Source organism: Paenibacillus sp. S28 (assembly GCF_016624415.1).
GTDB classification, from domain to species: domain Bacteria; phylum Bacillota; class Bacilli; order Paenibacillales; family Paenibacillaceae; genus Paenibacillus_AQ; species Paenibacillus_AQ favisporus.
The window spans coordinates 977,441-1,004,432 of record NZ_JACVTM010000001.1; the positions used below are offsets into that span (position 1 = coordinate 977,441).

Here is a 26,992-nt window from a genome sequence, read left to right on the forward strand (position 1 = left end):
TAAGTTAGAATTTATTCGTTACATTGAACTAACACAACGCGCTGGGATGCGGTAAATGCAACGAGGTATTGAGGACAGCATCGTCATGTTGAACCTGCTGCGTTTTCGAGATGTTGCTGTTTACACAGCCAATCATGAACTAACACCGGAAAAACACAGGGTTAGTCCAGAACTTTACCGTCCCGGACTAATCCTGTTTCAGTTATTTGGGTCTCTAAATGCATTAGCTTCGCATTAATATAGTGTGTTTCAATTTCTTCCCGGTGCGAATGTCTTTTCGTTTGAATGCCATTCTTAATGTTGAGACAAAAATATGATTTACTTGCTGGCAAGGGTCTTTTTCTATTTGCAAAAGTCTCGTTATACATCATGTATCAGACTAGAAGTGCGAAATATGGCATACGAATCCCTCTCTTTCCACGCATTTTATCCATTAGCATAATCTGTTACTCAGGAAAGATACAATGGATAATTTGATTTTAATTGAAGTTACCATCTGGATATTACCACACTCTACTGCTCGTTAGCGTAATGAAGCTGCCGATCAGCACCGGCAGCTCTTCCTGTTCGTTATTCAACTATCGTATCCCTCTAGGCCCCGTCCAAGCTACAGTTTTCTTTTCGCGAAGGTATTGACTCGCCGTTCGAAGGAAGTGTGGGACAGATTTGAGCGGACTAGCAAATCGTCGTCACCCACACTGCAATTGAATTATCGATATTAGCGTTTGAGAAAAGATATTAATATGTAAAACTACTAATTCGCCCTATTTCTATAAGATAGTTAGCAGCAACCTTTCTTAACGAACATAATTCAATATTAAAGTAATTAGTCGACGTTTGATGTTGATAATAAGTTGAAAGGCGCGGGTTACAAGGCTTGTATCCGCCAAAAAAGCGTCAAGACAATAATGTCTCGACGCTTTTATGCTGCCTTTTTGCCTTTAAAATTATTGAATTTTTATAAGAATAAGAGCATTTTCCTCTTAATTCACTTCATTCTCGACCTAACGATAACATTTATAGATTCGTCGATATTTTTGTCTTCGTATTCACTTTAATTCAAACTCCATAAACACATCTGCTCTTACATAAGGCATAGGCCCAATTTGTTGAACAGGAACGTGCTTGAACCCAACCGATTCGTAAAGATGAACAGCGTTCGGCAACTTGGTGCTACTGCCCAAAAAGAGCTTTGTTGCGCCAAGCCCGCGTGCACGGTTAATGGCGGCATGGATGATTATCCGTCCGTATCCGCGCCCCCGTGACTCGGGTGTAACGCTCATCTTCGAGAGCTCGAACACACCGGCGCCTTTCGGAACGAGTGCAACGCAACCGATGATCGAATCACCATCTCGCGCGATAAGCACGTCTCCTCCTTTGTTCACGATGTTCTCCACTGGGTTATTGAGGATAACCCGGTCCTCCTCTTCGATGGTAAAGAGGAGGGCAATCCATTCCTCGTTAAGTGTTTTGAAGGCTCGAGCCTCATCGGGTGTCTTCATCGAAGTAATCGTGAGCACTGTTTCAAGCATGCTATGTTTCCTCCTCTTGAATGTTTGATTTCTAGTATAGAAATATCCAAACGATTGATCAATTTCAATAATTCAATTATTATCATTGATAACATCTATGATTGACAGTCACAGCCCAATCAAATGTCTAGTAAGTAATTGGCAAGCCTATCAAACCGGAAGTGCGCGCCGCATCATGCATTACACCAATTCCTTTATTTATTCGGAATATTTATTTCCGTCGCCGCCTGACATGAAAAAATCCTGAAAAACTGCCTTTCAGAACTTTTTCATTTCACCTTCATTCTTTTGATACCAGTTTACTCCAAAGACTAACCAACTTCATAACTACGTCGCTTACATTTTTCTGCTACTTATCTTATCGGTAATCGGCTCATGTTCTTGTCCATTACGGCAATCGGTACAAGTTCTTGTCCTGGGCTCGGGACAAGAACTTGTACCGATAAAACAAAAAAGCCGCTAAAATAGCGACTTTCAATGGGACTATGTTCTTGTCCTTCGACATATATTAGCTATAATCTGTATTATACACGTAATTTACTGGAATTACCCGAAAGTTACCGGCTTGCCAACTTCGACTCCGTGGAAGTCCTGGGCCCGAGCCACTTGCTTAGACTTAGCGATATCCACCCCGACTATGAGAGTCGTTGAGGTGATTTGAGTTATTCGCTCGTTTTGAGTAGAATTCATGTTGTATTCTCCTTGGTTTTGTTTTGGTATCCTTCGCTGGCCAGCTACCGGGATCCAAAACAATTTTACCAAGGCACTTTTACAATCATAAGCAGTTTAGAATAAATTAAGGAGCCTTAGTCCGGTGAAGTATCGAACTAAGGCTCCTTAGTGCTCTTTTCATTGTTCCCGCCTAGGAAGGACCCAGTTGGGGCGTGGGAAGTGGCAGGTGTAGCCGCTCGGATAGCGCTCCAGATAGTCCTGGTGCTCCGGCTCTGCTTCCCAGAAGTCGCCGACCGGCATCACTTCGGTGACGACCTTGCCCGGCCACAGACCCGACGCGTTCACGTCGGCGATCGTCTCCTCCGCCACCTTTCTCTGCTCGTCGCTCGTATAGTAGATCGCCGAACGGTAACTTGTGCCGATATCGTTGCCCTGACGGTTCCGCGTCGTAGGGTCGTGGATTTGAAAGAAATACTCCAGGATGCGCCGGTAGCTCGTCTCCGCTGTATTGAAGACAATTTCGATCCCCTCCGCATGAGTGCCATGGTTGCGATAGGTCGCGTTCGGAGTGTCACCGCCAGTATAGCCGACGCGAGTCGAGATGACTCCGGGAAGCTTGCGGATCAAGTCCTGCATCCCCCAGAAGCATCCCCCAGCGAGTACAGCGCGTTGATGCATGTTAAACCTCCTCAACTTGATTGGGATATTTACCGTGGCATTATACCTGTTTACATCAAAATTATTTTGCCTTTCCCCAATAAGAATATTCATCTAGTTTATGGAATGGACGCTCATACCTGGCGCCGACAGCCAAATCCTTTTAAAGATTTTAAAGAGCGCTGTTTAATTACGTTGGTTGCGTACGACCACCGGCCGCCAACCCGATCATGCAAACTTGTTGAAGAGAATCTGAGTTGGCCGTCCACTGCCGGAACCTATGTCAGAAAAAAAATTACTGTGCCGTAAATTGCATGAACTTAAGAAAAAAATAGATTGTCAAAATCACTAGGGATATAGTAACAGTAGCCGCGAATGTAAATCGAATCACATTCTGATTGTCAAAAACCCAGTCGCTGAACTTACTCGTAATATTTCCTCCTTCAAATGTTTTGGCAGCCTCCTGAACGAAAATGTCTGATCCTAAAATAAAGTATTCCGTAGCTTCGTCAACCATTTACTGTGACCAGCCTATGTAATCTAGGGTGGCGGCCTGATCCTTAATTGAACATCATCATGAGCGTAACGATGTCGCGAGCGTGAACAAAAATTTCCGGCCGATCCTGGACGAATATATCAAAGACATGGATGATGACGAATACCTTATCGCTTTCCCTTTCTGCCGATCAGTCGCCATGCCGCCTATAAAATTCTTCGTGATGAGGGGGATGACGAGACTGGCAAAGTTAATTATATTGTTGAAAATAAATAAGCCGCGGTTTACGCGGCATAAGTTTGGTATAATGTTTTTCTTTCTTAATAAAGGTTATGCCCTATCCAACTCAGTAGTGGCTCCTCTTTTGGTTCCCAACCCAATAATTTCCTCGCATTCACCCCACGAACACGGCTATTGGAAGCGAGGGATGACCGTACCCAATCCCCCAGCTCAGCAATTGCGTCGTTAACCGACCAACTTATTGTTTTGCCTTGATAACCAAGGGCTTCGCTGATAGCTTTTGCAATGTCTCCGAAGGAATCCTCCCCGTTTTCAGCGAAAAAATAAGAAGCCGACGGTGCTTTCACAAGAGCCAACAGGTAAAGCTGTGCTAAATCTTTAATATGAACGTTGGACCAGCGGTTAACACCTTTTCCGACATGGACGCCTGCCCCCATTTCCTGAGACTTACGAACAAGTTGCGGCACCTGAGCACTTTCTGCTGGCAATCCAAGTGCTTTTCCATAAATCATAGAGGGAACGATCACAATACTTCTGACCCAATCATCAATGCCGGCCCTGCGGACAAGTTTATCAATATGGGCGCGATACGCCCGGATATCCATTGGAACAAAAGGAGTTTCCTCGTCATATATTTTTTCACTTATGGTATCGCCAAGGGCATCATCGCCAATAACGCTTGATCCGGACGTGTGTATAAAAGCCTTTCCCGTACCTCGCAATGCCCCAATAATCGTCACCACAGAGGCCAGGTGATCTGCGTTAGCAGCGTTAATGACAGCATCACTACGTTGTGCGAACTTTATTAAGATATCTACATCATTAAGTGTTCCTAGTACGGGTTCTACCCCAAGTTGTTGGAGTGCAGCTACTTTTTCCTGGTTGCGAATCAGGCCGTATACGGTGTGTCCTGCGTCGACCAAAGTCTTTGCAACTGATCCACCGATATAGCCTGAAGCACCTGTTATAAATACTTTCATCTATACTCCCCCATCCTATTATTATTCAGCAAGGATTGGGTTAGGAATTACACCTAACTCGTTACATCCCTTCGTCTATGACACGGAAATATTATATAAGCTGCTTGACCTGTAAAACAAAAGTAAATGAAAAAGTTCACTATTTGAAACTTATTAACAACATACCGTCTAAACTCAGTCCTACAGTTAATTTTGGGCTGACAATTTCTAATCAACAAAAAAAGCCGTGCAGCGAACGCTGCAGGCCTAAATCGTATAATCATGATTTTTCAAAATCCTACTTAAAAATTGTCTCGTACCTCGTTCCCTGGGATTGCTGAAAATATCCTTCGCGGACCCTTCCTCAACTACTACGCCGCCATCCATAAATAAAACCTTAGTACCTACCTCTTCAGCGAAAGCCATTTCGTGCAACACTACAACCATCGTTGTGCCTTCCTTCGCTACTTGCACAACTTCCCCCACCAAATCCGGGTCCAATTCAGAGGTAGGCTCATCTAATAAAATCACTTCGGGATTAACGGCTTGTTGTTGTCGTTACGTAAGCTCCTAAAGCCTTTGCTATCTGAATTGCTGTCGTGCCGTTCCCGCCGCCTCCGCCTGATAGCAGTACATTCTGCCCTTCAATGACTTGTCCAAATTCCACTAATGTTTGTAAAGCCGTAAAGATACAAGAGGTAAGGCTGCCGCTTCGGCATAATTTAAGTCCTCTGGCATCAAAGAAACGAAGCGTGCCGACACTCCTTAGTTACTATTATGAGGTTGAAAAGTAGATCTTGTGTTGTTCTATCTAGATTGATCGTTGTTCTTCTACAATCTTCTGTTTGATTTGTAAGTATTTCGTAAACCTGAGTAATTATATAATCAAAAAGTCGCATTGATTCTATAGTTTCTAATAAGTGCTTATGCATGGATGGGGTGTAAAGACTAGATCAATAGTTTTCTTTATTTGAAACTTTCTAACTTATTTTGAATTCCCCCAATGAATTACTTAAGATAAGCCATATTACCAGTATTTCTCCATATTTCAGTAACACAAATATGTCACTTTAGGAGTGATACATGACAAAAATAATTGAACATTTGGTAAGTTCTGTGACATTCCGGCTAGACATTAGTATCTGAATATAACTTAGGCATCGGGACATAAAATTTGTTACTAAGGGGTGCACTTCATGACTGTCATTACAATTTGTGCGATTCTAAAAGCAAAATCTGGTCAAGAGGAGCGGTTACACGATGAGTTACTCAAACTCATTGAACCGTCACGTGCTGAGAAAGGCTGTATACAATATAAGCTGCATCAATCCATCGAAGAGAAAGGTACATTTGTCTTTTATGAAACTTGGGCCGATGAGAACGCCATATCTGAACATGTAAATACTGAGCATTACAAAACATACCGAAAAAATATTGAGACGATTATCGATACAATGGATGTGTATCGTTTGCATAATCTGGAATCATAATATCTAAGTAAATCAATTTTTAATAATGAGCATTACTTTCTTTAGTCGTTAATATCAATGCATTTCTCTCGTAATAAGTTTCTATTATAGAAACTTTTTTTCTTTATTTGAACTTTATTGATACCTAGCTTAATATTAGCCTACATAAAGGAGGTGAATGTATGAATTCAAAAATCATTATTGCACTAATCTCCCTTGCGTTAAGTGCTTTTGCCATTGGAACAACGGAATTCGTTATTGTCGGTATTCTACAAGAGGTGGCCACTGACCTCGGGATTACTGTAACGCAAGCAGGAACACTGGTGTCCGGATATGCCATTGCCCTTGCCATTGGAACACCGATCGTGGTAGTAATGACCGGAAAGTTGCCTAAAAAAGGATACTTGGTGTTCCTTATGATCGTGTTCACTGCAGGGAATGCTCTGGCAGCTGTAGCTCCGACCTATTCGGTCCTGCTCTTGTCTAGGATAATTACAGCTGTTTCTCATGGTGTATTTTTCGCTGTTGCAGCTACAGTTGCAGCCGATATGGTCCCGGCTAATAAAAAGGGCACCGCCATTTCCATTATGTTCACCGGGTTAACCGTGGCCACCATTCTCGGGGTTCCACTTGGAACGTATATTGGACAAGTATATGGTTGGCGGATGTCATTTGCCGTAGTCGCTGTATTAGGTCTAGTCGCATTGTTGGTCAGTCTAGTAGCCGTAGAAAAAGTCCCACGTTCAATGCACTCGCCGAGCTTGAGAGATGTAGGAAGTTTGATTGCTAACCCTAGGATCATTACTGCTTTGCTCATGACGGTACTCGGTTTCGGTGGCACTTTCGCCTTATTTACGTATATCTCTCCAATCCTTGAAGAGATTAGCGGGTACGCAGTTTCGTCTATTTCATGGCTGCTGCTGATTTATGGTATTGCCGTGGCAATCGGGAATATCGTCGGGGGAAAATTAGCAAATGGACATCCTGTAAAGGCACTCCGTTTCGTATTCTTGTTTCAGGGCATTGCCTTACTGCTGCAAATCTGGCTACTTCCCAACAAGACGCTCACCATCTTTTCCCTGATAATCATCGGCTTGTTCGCATTTATGATGTCTCCCGGCGTACAGGCCTATATTCTAATGCTTGCAGAAAAGTTGGTACCTTCTGCGAAGGATGTCGCTTCAGCATTAAATATCTCTGCATTTAATATTGGGATAGCCGCTGGTTCAACATTGGGTGGGCTTGCAGTAGACCATATGCATATTATGGACACGGCTTGGATTGGTGCAATTATGGCGGGATTCGCCTTTTTACTGGCAGTAATCAATTACAGAATGGACAAAAAACAGAAACTTTTTATTGAGGAGAGAGGATAAATGAATTTGAATGAATTAGACCTTTCGGAGAAAGAATTGGAATTTACAACTTTTAGCCATCAAGATGCACTTGCTATTGGGAACCGGATTGTGCAGTATGCCCAAGAAAACAACGTGGCTGTAGCCATTCATATTGAACGTAACCGAGTTCCTGTGTTTACTCACTTGATGGATGGCACCTCAGAAGAAAACTACACGTGGTTGTTTCGCAAAAAACGGATCGTTGACCACTATAACCGCAGTTCTGCCTACATCGATGAGCGCTTTACCCAAAGTGGTGCTTCGCATGCAGAACACTCCCTGCTTTCTACTGCAGAATATCAGGCGGTGGGCGGTTCTATTCCAATCCGTGTCAAAGGTGTTGGTGTAGTGGGTTCTGTTACGGTAGGAGGATTGACCGGCGAGTTGGATCATGCTTACGCTGTTGAGGGCATTCGCCTGTTTCTGAATGGAAAATAAGTGGTCCCAGTTACGACCAGTTTCATTAATATACATGAGAGGGTTGGGCGTAAAACCCCTGCCCTCTTTTTTGTATTTGCACTTAGTCCATGAGCCGTACCACTATTTTATGTAGCATTATGGGTATGCTTGTAAATATCCAATTATTTCATAATGCTGGGCTCTTCTAAAAACCCAATCACCCAAACCTGTACATCTTCACTTCATACATTTTACAATGGAGCATACAAAGGGTTTTAATTTATTTGTCAATTTCACTTAAATTAACTCCGAAGTCGGGTATAAGTCATGGATACAGCAACCCTGAAACTACATTAGAAACATGGAGACAAGGAAAATACAAGCTTTGAGGTGAATCAATGGATCAATACGAGGTTTCAACCCTAAAGAAAGGACTACTGATTCTTGACGCGTTGCAGCAAGGTGAACCGATGAGAATGACTGAGATCATGCAGCGGTTTAACCTTAACAAGTCTACGACCTTTCGTCTTCTATATACGCTGGAAATGACAGGCTTTATTCAAAAGGAAGGTCATGTGTACAAAGCTTCTGATTTAAAGGGTAACCATCCATCATCAGTAAACATACGACTGAATTGGCTAGTCGTTCCACCCCTGCAACAATTAGCACAGGAACTTGGAGAAACAGCATATATCGGGATTTTAGATGGAATGAAGGTGATGACAGTACAAGTGGTAGAGGGAAATCATGCCATACGTAGCCATACACAAGTAGGAGATTCCGCTTATGCCCATCTAAGTGCGTTTGGAAAGGTTATTTTGGCACACCTAAATGATGAACAATTAAAAAAAATGCTTACACATCTTACCCAGCACAAAGCAACAAAACAAACCTTTGACGATAACCACTTGTTAAAGGAACATCTGAATGTGATCCGTCAACAAGGGTACGCTATTGATGATGAAGAAACAGAAGTGGGTTTACGCTGCGTTGCTGCACCGATATTTTATAATGACAATGTGATTGCAGCGTTGGCTGTATCCGGCCCTGCCGCAAGATTAAGCCGAAAAAGAGATCGGGCAGTTAGTAAAAAATTGAGGGAATGTAGCGCTAAGATATCCAGTCTCCTTTAGTATATTTACTAACTTGTTCAGACTGTTGTTACCATAAAAACTTCCTAATTGTAGAGTACGTAATTACAGCATCTTTCGAAGGAGCCCCTGAATCTGGAGGCTCCTTTTGGTGTCGTGAAATAAAGTGGACTCTCCCCACCTAAAGGACGAATAACAAAAGGCTACATGATTGTTTCTGTATCAGAAACATTTAAGGGTCATTTTGTTTGTTTTCAATTCGTTGAGTATGATTAACGAGAATGTTCACATAATCCTTTTCGGGAGTGGATCACATGAATATTGAGCAATTGGAGTATCTGGAACATTTGGAGTATTTGGAAAAGGAACTTATACTAACAGATTTCACAAACGATAATGCTCTGGAATTGGGATTGATTATTATTAATCTTGCGAAAGCACAGAAAAACCCAGTAGCTATTCTAATCGAACGAGACAACGTCCCTATTTTCACTTATCTAATGGAAAATGCATCTATTGAATGCATCCCTATGTTGTACAGAAAAAAAAGGATCGTTGATCAATATAACAAAAGCTCCGCCTACATTTCATGTTTTTCTCCTTTAGAATTTAAATCACTTGGGGGTTCGTTTCCGCTTCGTATAAAAAATGTCGGAGTGGTTGGTTCCGTTTCGGTCGCTAGCTATTCTGGCATTATAGACCATAATATTACCGTAGAAGGATTACAGCAATTCATACGTTTTTACGAGGACTGATTTTCTTATGTTTTTTGATTAAACTCGATGAATTTCGTCAACTGTTCACGGTTTGGTGTCTCCACATCCCCCTCCGATGATTGCCATTGAAGCTTACGCTGCAGACCTGGGCATGATCATTCTTTACTCGTTCCTTGTCCGTATTCCTGCAGCGATACTTGCCGGACCGGTGTTCGGTAAATTCATCGGGAAACGGATACGAACCGAGCCACCTGAAGAGCTTGCCGAGCAGTTTTCAATCAAAACCGAATCGGGGACTGCCCGACTTCGGCATCACTTTGTTTACGATCCTGCTGCTGGTGGTTCTAATGCTTATCGGCTCTGCAGCCGATATTATCGATCCGGAGTCCCCAAGCTCCATATCTGTAATCTGCAAAATTATTGGTCATGAAGTCGTTGCACTGCTCATTGCTGCGGTCTTCTCATTCTTCTCGCTTGGATTCGCTCGCGGCTTTCAATAAGCATGATCTCTCCCGCTTCACCAGCGAATGTCTCGCTCCGATCGCTCCGATCATTCTGATCATCGGCGCTGGCGGTGCATTCAAGCAAGTTCTGATTACTAGCGGTGTCGGCAATGCCATTGCCGAAATTGCAACCAGTGCAAATATCAATGTTATCCTGTTTGCTTGGCTTGCCTCTGCACTCATCCTGGTCGCAACCGGTTCGGGGACCGCAATATGGTAGTGCCGTTATTTTGTTTAGTCGGGTCAATTGGTATAACGTCTACAACTTCATTCTCGCTTGCCCTAGAATCTCACAGCCATAGCTGGAAGTGCGTCTGCGCTCCTGGGCCTGTTGCCGTTCCTGCTCGGGGCTGCCAGATCTCCGCTAGTCGGTATCGCTGGATAATTTACTGCTATTACTATGGGCTTAATCATCCTTGTGACCAGTTTACTCGCGCTTTTGGCATACTACGGCCTGCGTAAATGTGGATTCCTAAAAACCGTGGAATTACTGAGGTTATTGTTAACCTTGAAGTTCATTCACGTCGTATCGTGACCATTATGCAAATTTTCTTTCAGTGCTTCACTTATGATCTTCGTGATGGGTAAATTCCGAAGTTTAATATGATAAGCCAGGTACAGCTCATTGGTCACCTTAAAACGAGGAAATATTATTTTTACGGTTTTATTATGCAATGACTTTTTAAGCATATACGTTGGTAGTGCACTGATTCCCTCCCCATGTTCTATTGCTGTCAAAATCGAATGAAGATCCGGAAGAACGTGCTTGATTTGCATATGCGGCCTTTTCTTAAAGTGTTCTCTCCAAAATCTTCGTATGATCGGCAGATCACTACCATAACTGATCCAGTCTTGTGAGCACAACCAGGCTTCAAAACGTTCGCTATCTTCAAAATCGATTTCTTCAAAGTTATAAGGTGCAACCAACACAAACTCTTCCTGAACATAATGGATATATTCGATACCAGGGGCAGGGATTTTTTTTGACGTTATAATCATGTCGAGCTTTTCTTCGATTAATAACTCAAGAATATCGGAGGCAATCCCAAAAGTCGCATTAATCCGAAACGGAAATTTTCCCAAATGGGGGGCTAAATTCTCATGAAAATATTCATGGGCTGTACCAATCTTAACCATAGGGATAGTTAAAGAAGTGTCCATCTTGAATTTTTGTGTAGTTTCTTCCAAGGCTTCGATCAACGGAACCACTTGTGTGTAAAGTTCCTTCCCTTTTTCAGTGGGGACCATCTTTCTTGTGGTTCTGGTAAATAATTTTTCGCCAAGTTCGGCTTCCAATGCCGCAAGATGTTGGCTCATTGCCGGTTGAGTCATTAGCCTTGTTTTGGCTGCTTCCGATACTGATCTAAGTTTATAGATGCTGATAAAACTTCGGTACCATTCAAAATCGACCATTGCTTCATCCCCTTTAGCTATGGAAATATGAAGAAGGGTAAGCATAGCTTACCCTTACCGTAAATCAAGCCTTAATACTCTTTTTCTGTTGTTGAGCACCCCATAGCGTAAATACAATTCCGACAACGGTAACGATGGAAGCAACCCAAGGAACAGCAGCTAGTCCTCCCCCAAATTGTACATCTATAACCAAGCCTCCGACATATGCACCAAGCGCATTACCAAGGTTAAAAGCTGCAATATTTAAAGTCGACGCAAGCGTTGGAGCTTCTTTGGCCGTATTCAGCATGTGGAGCTGCAATCCCGGTACTGTTCCAAAAGCAGCTATTCCCAATATAAAGATAGTGATCAAAGCAGGCACTTTATACTGATCCGTAATTGCGAATACTGCCAAAACGATGGCCAACAAAACGAGTATCCCAAGGAGAGACGGCATTAATTTACGGTCAGCCAGTTTGCCACCAATGATATTTCCAATCGTGATTCCGGCCCCAAACAAGACAAGAATGTAAGAGACGGAATTTGCCGAAAATTTTGTAATATCAATTAATATCGGCGAAATATAAGTGAACGCTGTAAAAACTCCTCCAAAACCAAACACTGTCATTAAAAGAGCAACATGAACAGCTGGTCGACGCAGTACACCGAGCTCCTGCCTTAGGCTGGATGGAGATGCTTTTACTTTTGGCACGAGTATGGATATTCCAATCCAAGCAATCAATCCTATTACTGTGATCGTCCAAAAAGTGGATCTCCATCCAAAAGCTTGCCCAATAAATGTGCCGATAGGGACACCCAATATATTTGCGAGTGTCAGACCGGTAAACATGATGGCAATCGCTCCAGCCCGCTTTTCCTTAGGAACCAGTTCAGCTGCGATTACAGATCCAACACCAAAAAAAGACCCATGAGTTAATGCTGCCAGGATGCGGGCTACCATTAAAACACCATAGTTCGGTGCAAGAGCAGCCAAAGCATTACCTGCTATGAAAAGAATCATTAGAAAGAGCAGCAACTGCTTTCGTTTCATTCGATGAGTCGCGACTGTGATGATGGGAGCACCTATGGCAACGCCCAGTGCATACCCAGTAATGAGTAGCCCAGCTGATGGGATGGACACCTGCAAGCTTTCTGCCACTTCAGGAAGCAACCCCATAATAATAAATTCGGTCATCCCAATCGCGAATGCCCCTAATGTTAGCGCAAGTAACGCCAATGTGGGGCTTTTACTTGCAGGTTTATTTTCTGTATTTACTGCACCCAAATAAATAACCCCCTATCCATTTATACAAAAAAGAAGCATGGGGCCACTACTTAATATAAACAGCAGCCCCATCACCCCTTTAACCTAGTTTTTCAATAACAGCTCTGGTAACAGTCAGAGTGGACTGAGGATTTTGACCTGTAATCAAATTTCCGTCAACTTCAAGATGGGGTGTCCAATCTGGCGCCGCCACAAAAATGGCTCCCAGTTCACGAAGCTTACTCTCAAGGAGGAAAGGAAGAACATTATCCAAGCCAGTTTGTGCCTCTTCCATATTTGTGAATGCATTCACTCGCTTACCTGCTACAAGGGGCTGTCCATTCGATAATTTGACTCCTGTTAACCCTGCAGGACCATGGCACACTGCAGCAACTATTTTCCCCGCTTCATAAAAGTTACGGACCAATTGATGAAGGAGTTGATCATCCGGCAGGTCATACATTGTTCCATGACCGCCGGGCAGGAAAACCGCATCAAATTCATGGATAGATACATCACCGATACGAACTGTATTTTCAAGGTGCACTGCGGATTCTAAAATTTCGCTTGGAGTATCATCATTCACGCTGTTTGGATCGATTGGACTTCGTCCTCCGAGCGGGCTTGCCACGGTAACCTGGTAGCCTTTCTTAATAAACTCGACATAGGCTTCAGCGAATTCGGATAACCAAATGCCCGTTTTTCTTCCATCTTGTATATCTGAATGATTAGTTACTACAATCAAAATGTTCTTGTTCACTTTACTTCCTCCCTTTAGTTTGTTGGTTGGTTACAGAGATTATTCTACGATCCACCTACCAATAAGACAAATTAGATTATAACGATGTATCCATAAATAAATTTATAATAATCCTGTTGAAGAACATGACAAAGACTCTTCCGACTACTTGCCGGAAGAGTCACTTCATGGCTAACAGGATGGTGCAGCAGATTCTTAATTAATTTTCTCAGAAAACGCTGGAAAGACTAAAGCAGGAAGATCTCACGGTGAATCAGGACCGTAAACTTCAAATTCCCAAATGGAGTAACCGTATTGGGTCGCTCGGGTTGTGCCATACATTCGTACATATCTTGCATTCGTTTCCTCAAACTTAATCGTTTCAAGCCCTCCTTACCTTCGGTCGTGCTATATACGTCTCTCCAGTTTGCTTCGGCAGTTGGGTCGTCGGTCACCTGAATTTTATAGCTTTTTCCATAGGCAGCTTCCCAATACAGCCTTACCTCATCGATCGGTTTTCTTTCCCCCAGATCCACATAGATCCAGCCGGGGTCCACTCCGCGCTTAGTTCCAAACCGTGTGGACATATTTCCGTCGGTGGCGTAGGGGGCTGTGTCTATAGTTCCGTCATTCGATGATCCGACAGCTGGCCGGTTCAGGGCAAGGTTAGTGCGCGGAAGCGGCTCCTCATGCTGTACCGGAAGAATTTTCGCGTCGCTGTAATATTCCTTACTCAGAAAATTCATCTCTTGAAGCGTGGTGGCGGGCATGCTGCTTCCCGGCATATACACATTCTCGAACAGCAGGCCGGAGATCATAGCCCCATCCTGCCCATTGATCTTAGCGAAGCTTTCGCCCGCGTCGCGCACCGTAATATTCTTGACAGTGACGCCGCTGATCGGCCCCACGCCAAGACTCCCTCCGTTCACGGTAAACATCGTCATCCAGGCGCTGTTGTCTTCGTTTTTGCCGCTGATATCCTCAACGTCCATCCGTTCGAACTTGACGTTCTCGACCTTTCCCGTACCATACTTATGGTGAATGGCAAAGCCGACAGCCGCCTTGTAGACGACGCCGTCCCGGAAGGTGATGTCCCGCTGGTCCTGAAGAACGCCTTGGCCGATCTTGAATCCGTAGCATTTCGTCCATGCCACGGCATCCTCGATTAAAACATGTTCAACAGGCTCCGGTTGGCCCGGCCAAGGCACTTTGCCCGATGCAATGTCCGTATCCTCCGCCCACGCTTTCGTGGAGTAAGGATCATCCAACGAGATGCCGATCGAATGGCGCACCAGCACATTTTGCGATTCTGTCACATCAATGCCGTCGTTTTCCCCCATATTCAGGCTGTTCAGCATCTTTAAATTGGTAAACGTCAGGTCGTTGGAACGAACAGGCACCACCGCCCAGGCAGACGATTCCCGAATGAGTACCCCGTCCATGGAAAAATGGGACGTTGCAATCGGAACGACCAGGTTATTGATCATGCCGGTTCCGTTCGTGCTCTTATCGTCATGGAGAGCCTGCCCATTGCCGTCGATCGTACCCCTGCCGTAAATCCGGATGTTGGTGGAATGAAAGGCGGTTGAAATCCACCAGGTTGCGGGTCTGCCCATTGAATCTTTAAACCAGTGCTCTGTATAATCGCTGGTCCTGCCTGTACCGACGAAAGTCGCACCCGGTTCCATGTACAGCGCCGTGTTGCTCTTCAGCGTAAGATTGCCGATATAGTAAGTCCCTGCCGGTACGTAAACAATGCCCTGTGCGCCGCCCCCCTGACTCGTCCCATAAGCGCTTGCATCGTCGATAGCCTGCTGAATAGCAGCCGTTCTCCCTTGAGCGCCTGTGTTCTCTCCATGCGAAGCGACACGATAAGGTGCTTTCGTAATATTGAAGATTCCTTGCCCTTCCTTCTTTGGAACATCGGTTTCGGCCGGATCAGCTGCGATCACCATCCGAGTAGCCCGGTTGTTCATCATGACGATTAGGTACTCGTCAGATTGTGCGGTGAAGGTAAGGGTGGTTCCAACCACTTTGTCCGCCGTAATGCCGAGCTTCTTCGGACTGATGGAATATTCATGCACCTTGTCCGTATTCAGAATCGTAAGCTCGTACGTAACCGGACCTTTGGACATGGAGAAATGGGCATAATCATAATCACCAAACCCCTTGACAACGGGAATCTCCACGCCGTTAGCTTTGAGCGTATAATTGGCCGAAGCCGCGTATCGCTCTGAGGGCGTATATGCATAGATCGTCGCGGGTACGGTTCCCTCACTGGTGACCCTCTCTTTCTTTTCTTCCGCCCGAACATTCGTACTCGTCATCCATACCGACACAACTAACGTAAGCGTCAATAAAGCGTAAAACCAGTTCCTAACCTTCGCCATCCGAATTCGCCTCCTTCATTCGTCCGTAAACCCTTTCAAAGCGTCGGGGCATATCAGGTCTGTGGCAGAGCCCCTTCTGTATGCCTGTTTTATAAAGCCTCCGGCGTTTCCAGCACAATCTGCGGACGATCCGAAAGCCCAAACCTGACGAAAGCATAGCGCTGCTCATAAATCGAAGTACCGGGATCGAGATCCTTGTCTGTCCATCCAGGTGTATTCTTAAAGCTGTCCGGACCCACCTTATATACCTCGCCTTTGATGTGGTGATGAGGACCAAGCACATTCCGGCAGCTTCCCGTTAGCTCCAGCTCGATGCGGTTTTCCCCTGGCTGCAAATGTTGCGTAATATCTGCCTCGTAGGGTTCCCATACAAAAGCTCGCACCTCTCGGCCATTTATCCGCAGTCGACTGACAATGGCGTCCGGCGGCGTTCGGAACTGCCAGGTCGCTCTACCCCAACCCTTTTGCGGAAGAACTACAGTCTGTTCCAGAGTGAAGGTCCCCGCAAAAAAGGGATATCCCTGCTCTGCCAAGTGGTCGGCATGAACCTGATCCGGCTGTTCTACCAAAGAAAAAGGCCCGTCGTTAAAAACGGCACGACGCTCCCCGAACGTCCACGGCGATGTGGACTGAGCCGAAAAATCCCCCAACAAATAGATACTTTCGAGCTCTGTCTCTATGGTCAGCTTGTTGCCTTCGGATTCAAATTGATGTGCGCGCTCCAAAGCCTGACTCATTTCGGGGGAAAGATGAAACGTTGTTTTCAGCCCAATACGGTTGATCCCTGGTTTCGTAAGGTCCCGAATATCCAGCATTTTAAAGGAAGTATCCATCCACCAGCCCTCACTGACGGGTGCAACCGGTTGTCCGTTGATCGTGATCTGAAACAAATGGGGGTTTTCCATGACGAGATACAGGGCCCGATCATGCGATGGGCTCAATTGGCTATGAAATTCAAATTCCAGTTCAACACTGGAGCGGCCGATATGAAGCAGACGCTCCTGAATAATGAACAATGGCTGGGGCTCGGACCAATTATCGTCTTCTATTCGGAAGCGGCATGTGTCCAGTGTCAGGCTGTTCTTACTTGTCTCGGTGATTTTCCATAAATCGTTCAGACGGATGACGGCTTCTTCCGCCGGTTTACCTAGGGACTTCACGGGCGTTGATAGCTGCTGTTTCTTTACAGGGTCGAGTTTGATCATATGAGATCCCGCCGCAAACAGCGGCAAGATCACCTTCACGCCGCCATCGATTGTCTCCCAACTTACAGATTGGATCTCTCCACTTTCCAAGTCAATCAAGGAAACTTCACCGGTACGATAAATGTGGACATACACTTCCCCATAACTTCTCTCGTCCGAATTAACCAAGTAAAACAAAGTAGTACCGTCCAACTCCAATTCCTGGACGTTCACTCGGTCGGACACCACGGGGGTACCCGAAATATCCGTCAAATAAATGCTTGGCCCAGCCGCCCGGTATACATGTTGTACTAAAGATTCCCGGTTCCAAGCAGGCTGAGACGCCTTGGAGATCCACTCTCTGGCTTCTAAATTGTATTCGCCGCCAACTAGTCGCGGAAAAGGCCCATACGCGAGCACTGTACCTCCATTCCGGACGAATCGGAGCAGCAGCTCTGACGTTGTTGATCCCATGGTGACACCAGGTGGTACAATGACGACGCTATAGGTTGCGTTTCCGACCCTAAAGCGGTCTCCCCGCACCTCGCCATGACGCTCAATCATGAACTCACTCCCGTAGTCGTGCCCGATTAGTGATTGGCACAGCCAGCGAGATAACTGCACAAAGGCGTGATGGTACTGCTCACTTGCGGATGCGTCCGTTCCCTCCTGGAGGACCCACGCCGACCGGATTGGATGAAGAAGCAGCACCTCCGCCTGTCGATGGCCCTCCGACAGAAGCATGGACAGTCTCGCAAAATAATCATTAAACAGCCGATAATCGGGCCACCAAGGCTGTTGATAGAAAAGTGAAGGGGGGTAATCCCGCTTGCGCAAGCCTTGCAGAGAATAGCTCTGTAAATGCGGACACATGAGATTGATCCCATGCACGAACTGCCATTCCCCGATCCGCCGAAGCTCCTGCAGGCTAACGTTCCAGCCGGAGCACCCGAAGCTTTCCGTAATCGCCTGGCTTTTGCCTAGCTGTCTCGCGACCGAGCTCACCTGCTTCGGAACGATCGGATCGTCGCCGACGAACCGACCAAGCCAGTCACATCCTGGAATTTGCAAATATTCATAAAAGGAAAGCGGATCACCGACCGAAGTCACCTGATCCATCAACGTCTGCTCATCCACAACATGGCCTGTTGCTGACCATCCCCTGCTCCCGCACCAATCGCCGATTTGCTTGGCATAGGCTTCTGTGAATAATTCCGTAACACAGTACCAATAATCGTATCGGACTTTGCGGTAGTGTTCCGTTTCCGTAAATAAGGCAGGCAGGTGAGGAAGAAGTGAATAGCCACACTTCTGCTCAAAGGCAGCAGCGAGATCGAACGACCATGGTAATTGTCGGCGTGCAAACTGCGGTTCATCAGTAAATACGCCTTTAAGGATCGAACCGTACAATTCGCCAAACCGCTCCCAATAAGTATCATAGATCTCTCGAATAAAGGCGCCGACCGCCTGCTTGCTTAGTGTATCAATATAGTAGGGATTGACTTCGTAATAAACGCGCAAATCCGCGTTATCGATTTCCTTCAGGTCCAGCAAGCGGAATCCCTGTTCCGTCCGCTTGTATAACGCAATTATTCCGTCTGTCCTGTGATTGAACGGAGCGTATTCAACAGCCAGTCTCTTTTGTTGGTACTCTATCCCCAGAGCCGGAACCTTGCCGTCCCCAAAACCACTGGGCCAGCCATTTTCGTCGTACAGCCAAGGCTCCATGCCAAGCTTGCGGCTCTTCTCGATGCTAACACGTACGGCCTCCATCCATTCTTCTTCCATGTAAGGCGTCTGAAGGCCGCCACGGGCATGCATGAAAAAGCCCCCGATGCCGGCCTGATGCATCTCCTCGATCTGTCGGATCAACTCACTCGAATCTAGCTTGTCATTCCAGGACCACAGAGGCACTGGTCGGTAACGGGACGGCGGATTCTTCAGCTGCTCCCATGCTTTCACATTCCATCCCACCCTTTCAGCCCTCCAGGCACAATTTCAACAGATCATCAATATTAGCGGTAGCCAGACACTCCACGGTATCCGCCGAGCCATAATAGATTTTTACCTGGCCGTCATCTTCCAGCACCATGCCTCCCGGAAAGATCACATCGTTGCGGAACCCACCACCCGTCTCATAATCAGTCTCGGGGGCGAGCAACGGCTCGCGGTACATGCCGACGATCTTTCTCGGATTCTCTAAGTCGAGCAGCATGAGTCCGGCCGTGTAGCGTTTCTTCCACGTGTCCTCCCAGCCGTTTTTCCCGCGCGCCGGATCAATATCAACCGCATGGAACGTCGTAAGCCACCCTTTCTCCGTTTTGATCGGTGGGGCAGCCGGCCCAATCTTGTCATTTGAGAAGGGGACATGCTCAACGGCCATAAGGAGATCGGAATTACCCCAATATTTGAGGTCGGGGGATTCGGAAATCCATATGTCGAATCGATCGACGCCGCCCCGGCTGTACACGGTAAACGGCCGCTCCAGGCGGACATAGTTGCCCCCGATCTTCTCCGGGAACAGCACCATGTTGCGCAAATCCGGCGTGGATAGGCTTAGTATTTCAAAATCGATAAAATCGTCCGTGACGGCAACCCCGCCGCGGATGCCGTGGTGGGTATCAACAGCGAAGCACATGTAACAGCGACCGTCGATCACGGTCAGTCGCGGATCGTAGGCCCGGATGATTTCCTCGTCATGAAGCTTGAAGCACGGCTTCGGCTGCACGTCCCATTGGATGCCATCGCTGCTGAACGCGACGCCAAGATCCGTGGTATGATGCGGCTCAAGAGTCTGCTTCTCCAGTGATCCGTAATCATTACGGAACACCATCACATACCTTCCTTTAAATTTGGTGACACCGGCATTAAAGACCAGCGCCGTGGGGTAGGGCACGCGCGCGGCATCCAGAACGGGATTATCCGGGTGGCGCCGGATGACGGAACTGGATGACAGCTTTCCTATAATCGGTAAACTCATCTTGAATACAACCTCCTTGATCAAGTGCTGCCGCTATCCTTTCAGGGAGCCGGCAGTCATCTTCATGAACGACTTGTTGGCAAAAAGATACACAACGAGGATCGGCAGGATCGACAAACAGGCTCCCGCCATCATATAGTGAGTTTGCGATGCCGCCGATACCCCGTATTTCAGGTTGGCCAGCCCTACGGTCAGCGTCTGAAGTTCAGGCTTGCTCAGCGTAAACACAAACGGCAATAAGTACTCATTCCAAGCCCCACGGAACGCAAACAATGCACATACCCCCAGCCCTGGAGTGAGCAGGGGCAGAATGATCGTCCAGAACGTCCTCCCCCGCGAGCAGCCGTCGATCCGGGCCGCCTCGTCCAGCTCCTTGGGTATGCCAGTCATAAAACTCTGTATTATAAAAAAGGCCGAAGCGTGCGCGCTGATCAAGATCAGCACGACCCCCCACAGCGTATTGTGCAGGTGCAGCTTAATCATCAGCTCAAACTGCGGACGTAGCACCACCGCGCCAATGGCGACGAACATCGTAAACGCCTGCATGCCCACATACACTTTTTTACCTGGGAACTCCATCCGGTTCACCACGTAAGCGGACATCGAGGAAACGAACAAAATGCCGATGGTCGAAGTAACGGCAACGAAGAGACTGTTCACCGTGTAGGTCGAAAAATTGGCCTGCTTCCAGGCCTCGGAATAGTTATTGAACTGCCAGATTGTCGGCATCAGTGTAGCGCCTGCGGTCAGCTCGGCATTGGTCTTGAATGAACCTAGAATCGTAATGAGCACTGGAAATAGCGTAAGAAACGCGACCAGCACCAAAAACACCCACATCAAAGTTCTCGATGCGATTTTCATGAACGCGTCCCTCCTTATTCGTATTGGCTCATCCGCTTAGAAACGTAGAAGTAAAGAATCGTAATCAGGCCTACAATCACGGCCGTAACGAAAGCTACCGCGCTGCCATATCCCATCTCTTGAACCTGAGTTGCTGCACCCGAGCCGGCTGTCGGGAAAAACAACTTATAAACATACAAAAACATAACGTTGGTTTTCCCCACCGGCCCCCCGTCTGTCATGACCATAATGCTCTCGTAGCCTTTGAGCGCATTGATGATGGCCAACATAATGATCATCTGCATGACCGGTCCCAGCATCGGGATGGTAATATAGCGAAACTGCTGGAGTTTATTCGCTCCATCGAGGGCGGAGCTTTCATATACGTCCTCCGGAATGTTTTGTAATCCGGCTAGAAACAGCAGCATGTAATTGCCGACGGCACCCCATACCGCCACCAGGATGACCGTCAGCATGGAGTAGTCAACGCCCAGCCAGTCCACAGCGCTGCCAATCAGTTTATATTTCATCAGAAATTGGTTCAGGATGCCGTTGTACGAATTGAAGATGGTGAAGAATACGACGGCCATGACGGCCGTGCTGATGATCGTCGGCATAAAAATAATGGCGCGAAGCAAGTTTCTGCCCCGGATCCTCTGATTTAACAGAACGGCCAGAATGAGGGCAAGCGGAATCGAAAGCACCAGCTTGCCGCCGGCATACACGAACGTATTCACGACGGAATTCCAGAACTCATGATCCTTGAATACGCGGGTAAAGTTATCGAGGCCGATGAATTTTTCGGCTCCGTAACCTTTGTAGTCATAGAACATATATCGCATGGCCCAAGCAATCGGATAGATGCCAAGAACAACCGTGAGAATAAAGCTCGGCAGGATATAGCTGTAAGAAAAGGCAAGGTTCTTCGCTTTATTCATCTTCTATCACTCCTTGTGATCTCTTTCGTCCGGATAGGAAAGGGATGGGGCTTCCCCCATCCCGCCGGACGTTTGTTTATTTGGTGTATTGTCCGGCTAACTTCGCAGGGTCGAAATCGGGCATCGGTTCGGCCTTGACTTCCCCGCTGGCTTTGGCGGCATCGAGCGCCGAGTTATACCGTTGATTCAGATCCGCTATGACAGCGTCCAGGTCGCCACCACTGACGATGTACTTAAAGAAGGCGTCGTCTGACTTGGTGCCTTGAACCGCTACAGTGGGAGCGACCGGCCAAACGCCGTCGTATTTGTTCGGCAGGAAACCTTCAATTCCCTTAACGCTCGGCGTAGCTGCAGCCTCGCTTACGGACGGCACCATGGCGATGCCAAAGCCCTTCTCCTGATACTGCTTGAGCGTTGAATCGTTGTACATGTACTGCATGAATTTCCAAGCCGCTTCCTTCTCTTGGGTCTTGGAACTGATGGCTAGCCACTGACCGCCAAGGAAACCGGAAGCTCCTTTGAAGCTGCCGTCGATGGATGGAGCCGGTGCAGCTGCCCAGTCGATCTTTGCCGGGAACTGGGACTGGTACACGCCGGCTTCCGCCGAGAATGACAGATACATGCCGATTTTCCCTTCGGCAAACTGTGCCCGCAGCGGATCGATGTCCAGGGATTCGACGCCGGGCAGCATGCTGCCGTCATCCTTGATTTGCTTGAACGCCTGGATGATCGGTTTAAATGGACTGAAGTCATAGCGCGCCGTTTTGAAGTCGTAACCGAAACCGCCATAACCGCTGACTTCGGCGATAACCCGTGCGGAGCGTCCCAGCGCACTCGCCGGGCTCTTGAAGTTCTGCGCGAAACCGTATGCTCCGCTGCCTTTGCCGACCTCGGTGATCTTCTTGGCGTCCGCGACGAGCTCATCCAGCGTGGTCGGCGGACTGGCGATACCCGCCTTTTCAAAGAGCTCCTTGTTATAGATCAGCCGCATCGTCGTGCCGTAGTTCGGCAGGCTGTAGCGTTTGCCGTCAAAGCTGTTCAAGTTATCCATAAGCGGAAACTTTTCCTTCAGCTCATCCGTCATGAACTCGTCGATCGGCGCCAAAAAGCCTTTCTTGTAGAACGTCTGAATCGTGTTTTCCTTGACGCGGATCACGTCAGGCGCTTCCGAAGTCTGGAATGACATATCGAGCGCCTGGTCGAAATCATCGCCTTTGATGACCAGCTCCACTTCGATGTTGTCCGGATTCGTTTTGTTAAACTCATCCACCAGTTCCTTGATATACTCAGAATCATGGCGGTCACCGGTCCAGTACGAAATCTTCGTCTTTTCACTAGATGATCCGGATTCCGGACTCGCCGATTCCTTGCTTCCGCAGGCCGTTATGCTTCCGATAAGTACCACGCACAAAGCCATGATCCACAGCTGTTTTTTCATTGATTGACCTCCCCTTTTCTCTTTATGAACTGTTCTTCCTCATTATAAATTCGGGCCAGCTCTTGCATAATGCGGGTAACCACACATTCAGGGCAGGTTTTCTCCACACGTTTCTCGGCAAAACAGCCCTGCTTCCGTCCAAGACAAGAAGCAGGGCTGTCCTTCATTAAATCGGTGCTATGGTTAGTTTTCTAGGCCAGATCCACGGGTGGTTCGATTTTCCCCGTGCTATACAATTTAAATTCTGACGGAGTCATATTGGTATGCTTCTTAAAGATCTCGCTGAAGTACCGGCGGTGTTCGTAGCCCAGCGCCTGCGCGATTTCCTGTACCTGGTATCCGCCGATCAGCATTTCCTTGGCTTTCTCCATCCGCTGGTGAATCAAAAATTGCTGAAAGGAGATGCCGATCACCTTCTTGAACAGGTTAGAAAAGTAACCCGGGCTGATATTAAACTGCCTCGAGCAGTGCTCCAGCGATAAATTCAGGTGAAGATTGGCGCCGATATAATCTTTGGCCTCATAGATCAGCTTTGTCGGTTCATCCGAACGCTCCCGCTCGATCCAGGAGCAGGCATCCAAGCATATGTCTTTCACGGTCTCCTTCATGGTCTGAAAAGAGGAATGCTCTACATCGGAGACTGCATGCCATTTCTCCTCCAACTGGTTCACCCGCTCCAGAGGGAACAGCTCTAGCATCGTCCGGCACATTTTCGTAACCATCTCAAAGCACAAACTCTGAATATACCGAGGCTCGGGCAGCGGATCGCACTGCAGCAATTCGTTGAAAATTTGCTCGAGGATCAGCCGGCATTTATCCGTGTTGCCTGACCGCAGAGCAAATAAAAACTCTTGTTCCGTCGCTGCGGAATAGTTCGGCAGAACGTGCCTTGGCTCGGTGTGGGACAAGCGAATATAGCTGTTAATGCCATTACCATCGGTATAAAAGTGGTAGGCAAGGGCGCTGGATGCTTGATCGTACGCGACCGGCAGCTCTTCAATCGTTTTCGCCCCTTGCCCCAGTCCGATGGAAACCGTGGAGCGGGTGAATTGGAAAATATTTTGACGGCAGGCCTCCGATACCTGTTCGGCAAGCGAATGGTCCGAACCGTTGATCAAACAAACAAAGCGGTTTATTGCCTCACTGAACACCACACCTTTGGAAAACATGAAAATGGTCTCTTCGAGAATATTCCGTAGGCTGAACCGGATCAGTTCCACCTCGCGAGCCGGCTGAGATCGATACTTATCCATAAAGTGGTCCAATTCGACGATAAACAATTGAAAATGCTTCGGCTCTAAAGGGATGTCTAGCCGGCCCCATTGGAGTGCGGCCGCTTCCGTGCTTACTGGATGTTTGACCAGAAACGACAAATATTCCTGCTGGAGGACAGGAAGGCTTTTTCGCATATCCTGCTCCAGCTCATTCCTTTTGGATTGCTCCTGTCGCTCTATGTCCGAAGCTGCTTTGGCTTTCAGCACCACGCTGACAATTTCATCGATGGAGAACGGCTTCTTGACGAAATCGAACGCGCCGAGGCGAATCGCTTGCCGGGTATAAGAAAAATCCGTATACGCGCTTAAAATGACAATTTTCGTAGAAGGCGCACTCTCCAAAATCGCCTGGGTCATGGCCAGTCCGTCCATTTTCGGCATTCGGATATCGGTCAAAACAATGTCGGGCTTCCTCTCCTTCACCATTCTTACGCCCTCCTCTCCATCAAGCGCCGTACCTGCCACCTCGATTTGATGGTCTAGCCATCTCGGCTTTCGCGAGATCATGTCAACGACGCTCTTAATATCGTCAATAATGCACAGCTTGGTCATGGTTTGCTCTCTCATTCGATCCACCTTCCCCTGATGTCATCGGTATCCACAAGTCTGTTCTTGAGCCCTCGCCGGGCGTGCTGGAAAAGACCATCCTTGCCTCTTCTCCGTAAAAAAGGCTCAGTCGGTGTTTAATGTTCTTCAGCGCATACCCTTTCTTCGTTGAAGACGGCGACAGCAGTGCCTGTTCTACCTTGTCTACGTCCATCCCTTTGCCGTTATCTTCGATCGTCAGGTGAAGCCGATCCCCATCCCTGATTGCACCAATCCGGATTTCACCTCCGGAGGTGAAATCCTCGAAGCCGTGCTGGATACTGTTCTCCACGATGGGTTGGAGCAAAATTTTGGGTAGAGGACTTCGCAGAAGCTCTTCATCCGTCACCTTAATCTCGTATGTGAACAGGCCCTCATAGCACTTCTGCTGAATGGCGCAATATTGCTGAACATGGGACAGCTCATCATCAAGTGAATTCCAATCCTTTCCCCCACTTAAGCCGATTTGGAACATTTGGGATAAGGCCATAATCATTTCATTGACGTCGTCGTTTTCACCCAAAACCGATTTGCAATAGATTGTATTTAACGTGTTATATAGAAAATGCGGCTCCATCTGGGCCGTCAGCGCTCGCATCTCCGCTTTGAGCTTACCCGCCTCGCTTTCCCTCACATCGTCGATCAGGCGATTGATCTCGTCAAGCATCCGGTTGAACTGATTTCCGACTTGGGCAACTTCGTCGTTAGAGCGGCTTGAGAACCGGACGTTCAGGCGGTTGTCCTCTACCTCTCTCATCAGCCTTTGCAGCTTGAAGAGTGGAAGGAGAAGCAATGTGGTTAGCTTGCTGGATAGGAGCCATGACAGCAGAAGAAAGATCACCATAATCAGGATGGTCGTGCGCTTGACGCCGTTCATTTGCGACAGCAGCTTGTCCTTCTGCTGAATACCGAACAATCGCCAGTCCGGTACCATGGAGGACTTGGTGTAATTGACCAGGTAATCAGTTGTATCGAACTTATGAAAGAAGGATCCCTGGCTGCTTTCAGTAATGCTTCTCAGAAACGGCTCGTCCCTATTTAACGGATGGTGCAGGGACCAGGCTGTTTGAATGACTTCCTCCCCATGGGAGTCCACGATGAAATAATCATCATCGTCATTGGAGGTATGCTTGTTCACCGTGTTGATTAAGCCATTCTCATTCACATTGACCACGACAAATACGTTTGTACTGGTGATATTCCCCTGCATACCCTTTGTCATGAAGGAGACGACTCTGCTGTTTCCCGTGAAGAATTTATCCGTGTGACCTTTCACCCACAATCCACCATCATTGTCTTTGAGGTCATAATAAAAATTTGATTCGTAAAAGGATTGGGTCTGAGATCGACGCTGCGATACGGGGTAATAGTCGCCGATTGGGGTGGCAATCAATATGCTTTCAATCAGCGGTTCGTTGAATGTAACCTGCGACAATACATACTGAAGCTCCGACAGATGCACGTAATAGTTCGCGATGGTGTTGCTCTGGACATCCAACATCATCTGCTTAAAAGCATCGCTGAGCATTAGCGAACGAACGGAAGTCGAGATACTGTACAGCTTGTCGTCCAGAATCTGGGCTGTTTTATTCACCGTTTCTTGGCTGGACGCAAAGGCATTCTTTTGCAGTTCTCTCGCGGCTATCCCATATGAGGCGATGCCGACCGTCCCGACTGCAAGCGTTATCATCATGATAAATGCCAAACGGACCCTTTGTTTGAAGGAGATCCCGAACATCTTCTGCTTGATCTGTTCGTTCCATTGGATAGTCATCAATCCCTGTTTCCTTTCCCTTGGTATGAATCGGATTCATGCTGGATTTGTTTTGGTCTCATT

General features: G+C 47.1%; 19 protein-coding genes and 3 pseudogenes. 6 read left to right on the forward strand and 16 right to left on the reverse strand.

All coding sequences use genetic code 11. The features are described 5' to 3' along the window. Positions 1–1,049: 1,049 nt before the first annotated feature. The 5 genes and pseudogenes from IAE55_RS04100 to IAE55_RS33720 form a co-directional block, all read right to left on the reverse strand. Positions 1,050–1,532, reverse strand: coding sequence for a GNAT family N-acetyltransferase (locus IAE55_RS04100; protein ID WP_105446210.1), 483 nt, complete (start codon positions 1,530–1,532; stop codon positions 1,050–1,052). Positions 1,533–2,084: 552 nt separating this feature from the next. Next, positions 2,085–2,222: pseudogene (locus tag IAE55_RS33715) on the reverse strand (IS110 family transposase); the annotation flags it as partial. Between the two features lie 159 nt (positions 2,223–2,381). Beyond that, complete coding sequence (gene msrA, locus IAE55_RS04105) at positions 2,382–2,882, reverse strand: peptide-methionine (S)-S-oxide reductase MsrA (protein ID WP_200630998.1); 501 nt, start codon at positions 2,880–2,882, stop codon at positions 2,382–2,384. Positions 2,883–3,677: 795 nt separating this feature from the next. Next, a complete protein-coding gene (locus tag IAE55_RS04110) occupies positions 3,678–4,577 on the reverse strand; it encodes an NAD-dependent epimerase/dehydratase family protein (protein ID WP_200631000.1) in 900 nt (299 codons plus the stop codon). 246 nt (positions 4,578–4,823) lie between these two features. Further along, positions 4,824–5,102, reverse strand: a pseudogene (locus tag IAE55_RS33720) (amino acid ABC transporter ATP-binding protein); the annotation flags it as partial. 650 nt (positions 5,103–5,752) lie between these two features. Here IAE55_RS33720 and IAE55_RS04120 point away from each other — a divergent pair. The 6 genes and pseudogenes from IAE55_RS04120 to IAE55_RS04145 all read left to right on the forward strand — a co-directional run. After that, positions 5,753–6,046, forward strand: a complete 294-nt coding sequence (locus IAE55_RS04120; RefSeq protein WP_105446227.1) for a putative quinol monooxygenase — start codon at positions 5,753–5,755, stop codon at positions 6,044–6,046. A gap of 161 nt (positions 6,047–6,207) precedes the next feature. After that, positions 6,208–7,401, forward strand: coding sequence for an MFS transporter (locus tag IAE55_RS04125; RefSeq protein ID WP_145164388.1), 1,194 nt, complete (start codon positions 6,208–6,210; stop codon positions 7,399–7,401). Beyond that, positions 7,402–7,860 carry a heme-binding protein gene (locus IAE55_RS04130; protein ID WP_200631003.1) on the forward strand — a complete coding sequence of 153 codons (459 nt, stop codon included), beginning with the start codon at positions 7,402–7,404 and terminating at the stop codon, positions 7,858–7,860. Positions 7,861–8,219: 359 nt separating this feature from the next. Then, positions 8,220–8,954, forward strand: coding sequence for an IclR family transcriptional regulator (locus tag IAE55_RS04135; protein ID WP_200631005.1), 735 nt, complete (start codon positions 8,220–8,222; stop codon positions 8,952–8,954). Positions 8,955–9,226: 272 nt separating this feature from the next. After that, positions 9,227–9,667, forward strand: a complete 441-nt coding sequence (locus tag IAE55_RS04140; RefSeq protein WP_105446214.1) for a heme-binding protein — start codon at positions 9,227–9,229, stop codon at positions 9,665–9,667. 37 nt (positions 9,668–9,704) lie between these two features. Next, a pseudogene (locus IAE55_RS04145) lies at positions 9,705–10,339 on the forward strand (GntT/GntP/DsdX family permease); the annotation flags it as partial. A 311-nt stretch (positions 10,340–10,650) separates the two neighbouring features. Here the strand turns inward: IAE55_RS04145 and IAE55_RS04150 are convergent. The 11 genes from IAE55_RS04150 to IAE55_RS04200 all read right to left on the reverse strand — a co-directional run bounded on the left by IAE55_RS04150 (position 10,651) and on the right by IAE55_RS04200 (position 26,929). Further along, positions 10,651–11,544, reverse strand: coding sequence for a LysR family transcriptional regulator (locus IAE55_RS04150; RefSeq protein ID WP_200631007.1), 894 nt, complete (start codon positions 11,542–11,544; stop codon positions 10,651–10,653). 64 nt (positions 11,545–11,608) lie between these two features. Next, positions 11,609–12,808 carry an MFS transporter gene (locus IAE55_RS04155; protein ID WP_145164398.1) on the reverse strand — a complete coding sequence of 400 codons (1,200 nt, stop codon included), beginning with the start codon at positions 12,806–12,808 and terminating at the stop codon, positions 11,609–11,611. Positions 12,809–12,887: 79 nt separating this feature from the next. Beyond that, positions 12,888–13,547, reverse strand: a complete 660-nt coding sequence (locus tag IAE55_RS04160) for a type 1 glutamine amidotransferase domain-containing protein (RefSeq protein ID WP_200631009.1) — start codon at positions 13,545–13,547, stop codon at positions 12,888–12,890. A gap of 227 nt (positions 13,548–13,774) precedes the next feature. Further along, entirely contained in the window at positions 13,775–15,916 is a 2,142-nt protein-coding gene (locus IAE55_RS04165; RefSeq protein WP_234489267.1) for a glycosyl hydrolase family 28 protein, read from the reverse strand. Between the two features lie 89 nt (positions 15,917–16,005). After that, positions 16,006–19,074, reverse strand: coding sequence for a glycosyl hydrolase (locus IAE55_RS04170; protein ID WP_200631011.1), 3,069 nt, complete (start codon positions 19,072–19,074; stop codon positions 16,006–16,008). Between the two features lie 4 nt (positions 19,075–19,078). Then, positions 19,079–20,080 carry a glycoside hydrolase family 130 protein gene (locus IAE55_RS04175; protein WP_145164406.1) on the reverse strand — a complete coding sequence of 334 codons (1,002 nt, stop codon included), beginning with the start codon at positions 20,078–20,080 and terminating at the stop codon, positions 19,079–19,081. A gap of 33 nt (positions 20,081–20,113) precedes the next feature. Beyond that, a complete protein-coding gene (locus IAE55_RS04180; RefSeq protein WP_200631012.1) occupies positions 20,114–20,941 on the reverse strand; it encodes a carbohydrate ABC transporter permease in 828 nt (275 codons plus the stop codon). A 14-nt stretch (positions 20,942–20,955) separates the two neighbouring features. Next, a complete protein-coding gene (locus IAE55_RS04185; protein ID WP_145164409.1) occupies positions 20,956–21,858 on the reverse strand; it encodes a carbohydrate ABC transporter permease in 903 nt (300 codons plus the stop codon). Between the two features lie 76 nt (positions 21,859–21,934). Continuing rightward, positions 21,935–23,296, reverse strand: a complete 1,362-nt coding sequence (locus IAE55_RS04190; RefSeq protein ID WP_145164411.1) for an ABC transporter substrate-binding protein — start codon at positions 23,294–23,296, stop codon at positions 21,935–21,937. A gap of 191 nt (positions 23,297–23,487) precedes the next feature. Next, positions 23,488–25,137 (reverse strand): response regulator, encoded by a 1,650-nt coding sequence (locus tag IAE55_RS04195; RefSeq protein WP_200631013.1) that lies wholly within the window; start codon positions 25,135–25,137, stop codon positions 23,488–23,490. Continuing rightward, positions 25,100–26,929 (reverse strand): cache domain-containing sensor histidine kinase, encoded by a 1,830-nt coding sequence (locus IAE55_RS04200; RefSeq protein ID WP_200631014.1) that lies wholly within the window; start codon positions 26,927–26,929, stop codon positions 25,100–25,102. The genes IAE55_RS04195 and IAE55_RS04200 overlap by 38 nt, the downstream gene beginning before the upstream one ends. Positions 26,930–26,992: the final 63 nt, after the last annotated feature.

Bases quoted from the DNA above. Each gene is read 5' to 3' on its own strand.
- IAE55_RS04100 (WP_105446210.1), bottom strand. From the start codon at position 1,532: ATGCTTGAAACAGTGCTCACGATTACTTCGATGAAGACACCCGATGAG.
- msrA (WP_200630998.1), bottom strand. From the start codon at position 2,882: ATGCATCAACGCGCTGTACTCGCTGGGGGATGCTTCTGGGGGATGCAG.
- IAE55_RS04110 (WP_200631000.1), bottom strand. From the start codon at position 4,577: ATGAAAGTATTTATAACAGGTGCTTCAGGCTATATCGGTGGATCAGTT.
- IAE55_RS04120 (WP_105446227.1), top strand. From the start codon at position 5,753: ATGACTGTCATTACAATTTGTGCGATTCTAAAAGCAAAATCTGGTCAA.
- IAE55_RS04125 (WP_145164388.1), top strand. From the start codon at position 6,208: ATGAATTCAAAAATCATTATTGCACTAATCTCCCTTGCGTTAAGTGCT.
- IAE55_RS04130 (WP_200631003.1), top strand. From the start codon at position 7,402: ATGAATTTGAATGAATTAGACCTTTCGGAGAAAGAATTGGAATTTACA.
- IAE55_RS04135 (WP_200631005.1), top strand. From the start codon at position 8,220: ATGGATCAATACGAGGTTTCAACCCTAAAGAAAGGACTACTGATTCTT.
- IAE55_RS04140 (WP_105446214.1), top strand. From the start codon at position 9,227: ATGAATATTGAGCAATTGGAGTATCTGGAACATTTGGAGTATTTGGAA.
- IAE55_RS04150 (WP_200631007.1), bottom strand. From the start codon at position 11,544: ATGGTCGATTTTGAATGGTACCGAAGTTTTATCAGCATCTATAAACTT.
- IAE55_RS04165 (WP_234489267.1), bottom strand. From the start codon at position 15,916: ATGGCGAAGGTTAGGAACTGGTTTTACGCTTTATTGACGCTTACGTTA.
- IAE55_RS04175 (WP_145164406.1), bottom strand. From the start codon at position 20,080: ATGAGTTTACCGATTATAGGAAAGCTGTCATCCAGTTCCGTCATCCGG.
- IAE55_RS04180 (WP_200631012.1), bottom strand. From the start codon at position 20,941: ATGAAAATCGCATCGAGAACTTTGATGTGGGTGTTTTTGGTGCTGGTC.
- IAE55_RS04185 (WP_145164409.1), bottom strand. From the start codon at position 21,858: ATGAATAAAGCGAAGAACCTTGCCTTTTCTTACAGCTATATCCTGCCG.
- IAE55_RS04190 (WP_145164411.1), bottom strand. From the start codon at position 23,296: ATGAAAAAACAGCTGTGGATCATGGCTTTGTGCGTGGTACTTATCGGA.
- IAE55_RS04195 (WP_200631013.1), bottom strand. From the start codon at position 25,137: ATGAGAGAGCAAACCATGACCAAGCTGTGCATTATTGACGATATTAAG.
- IAE55_RS04200 (WP_200631014.1), bottom strand. From the start codon at position 26,929: ATGACTATCCAATGGAACGAACAGATCAAGCAGAAGATGTTCGGGATC.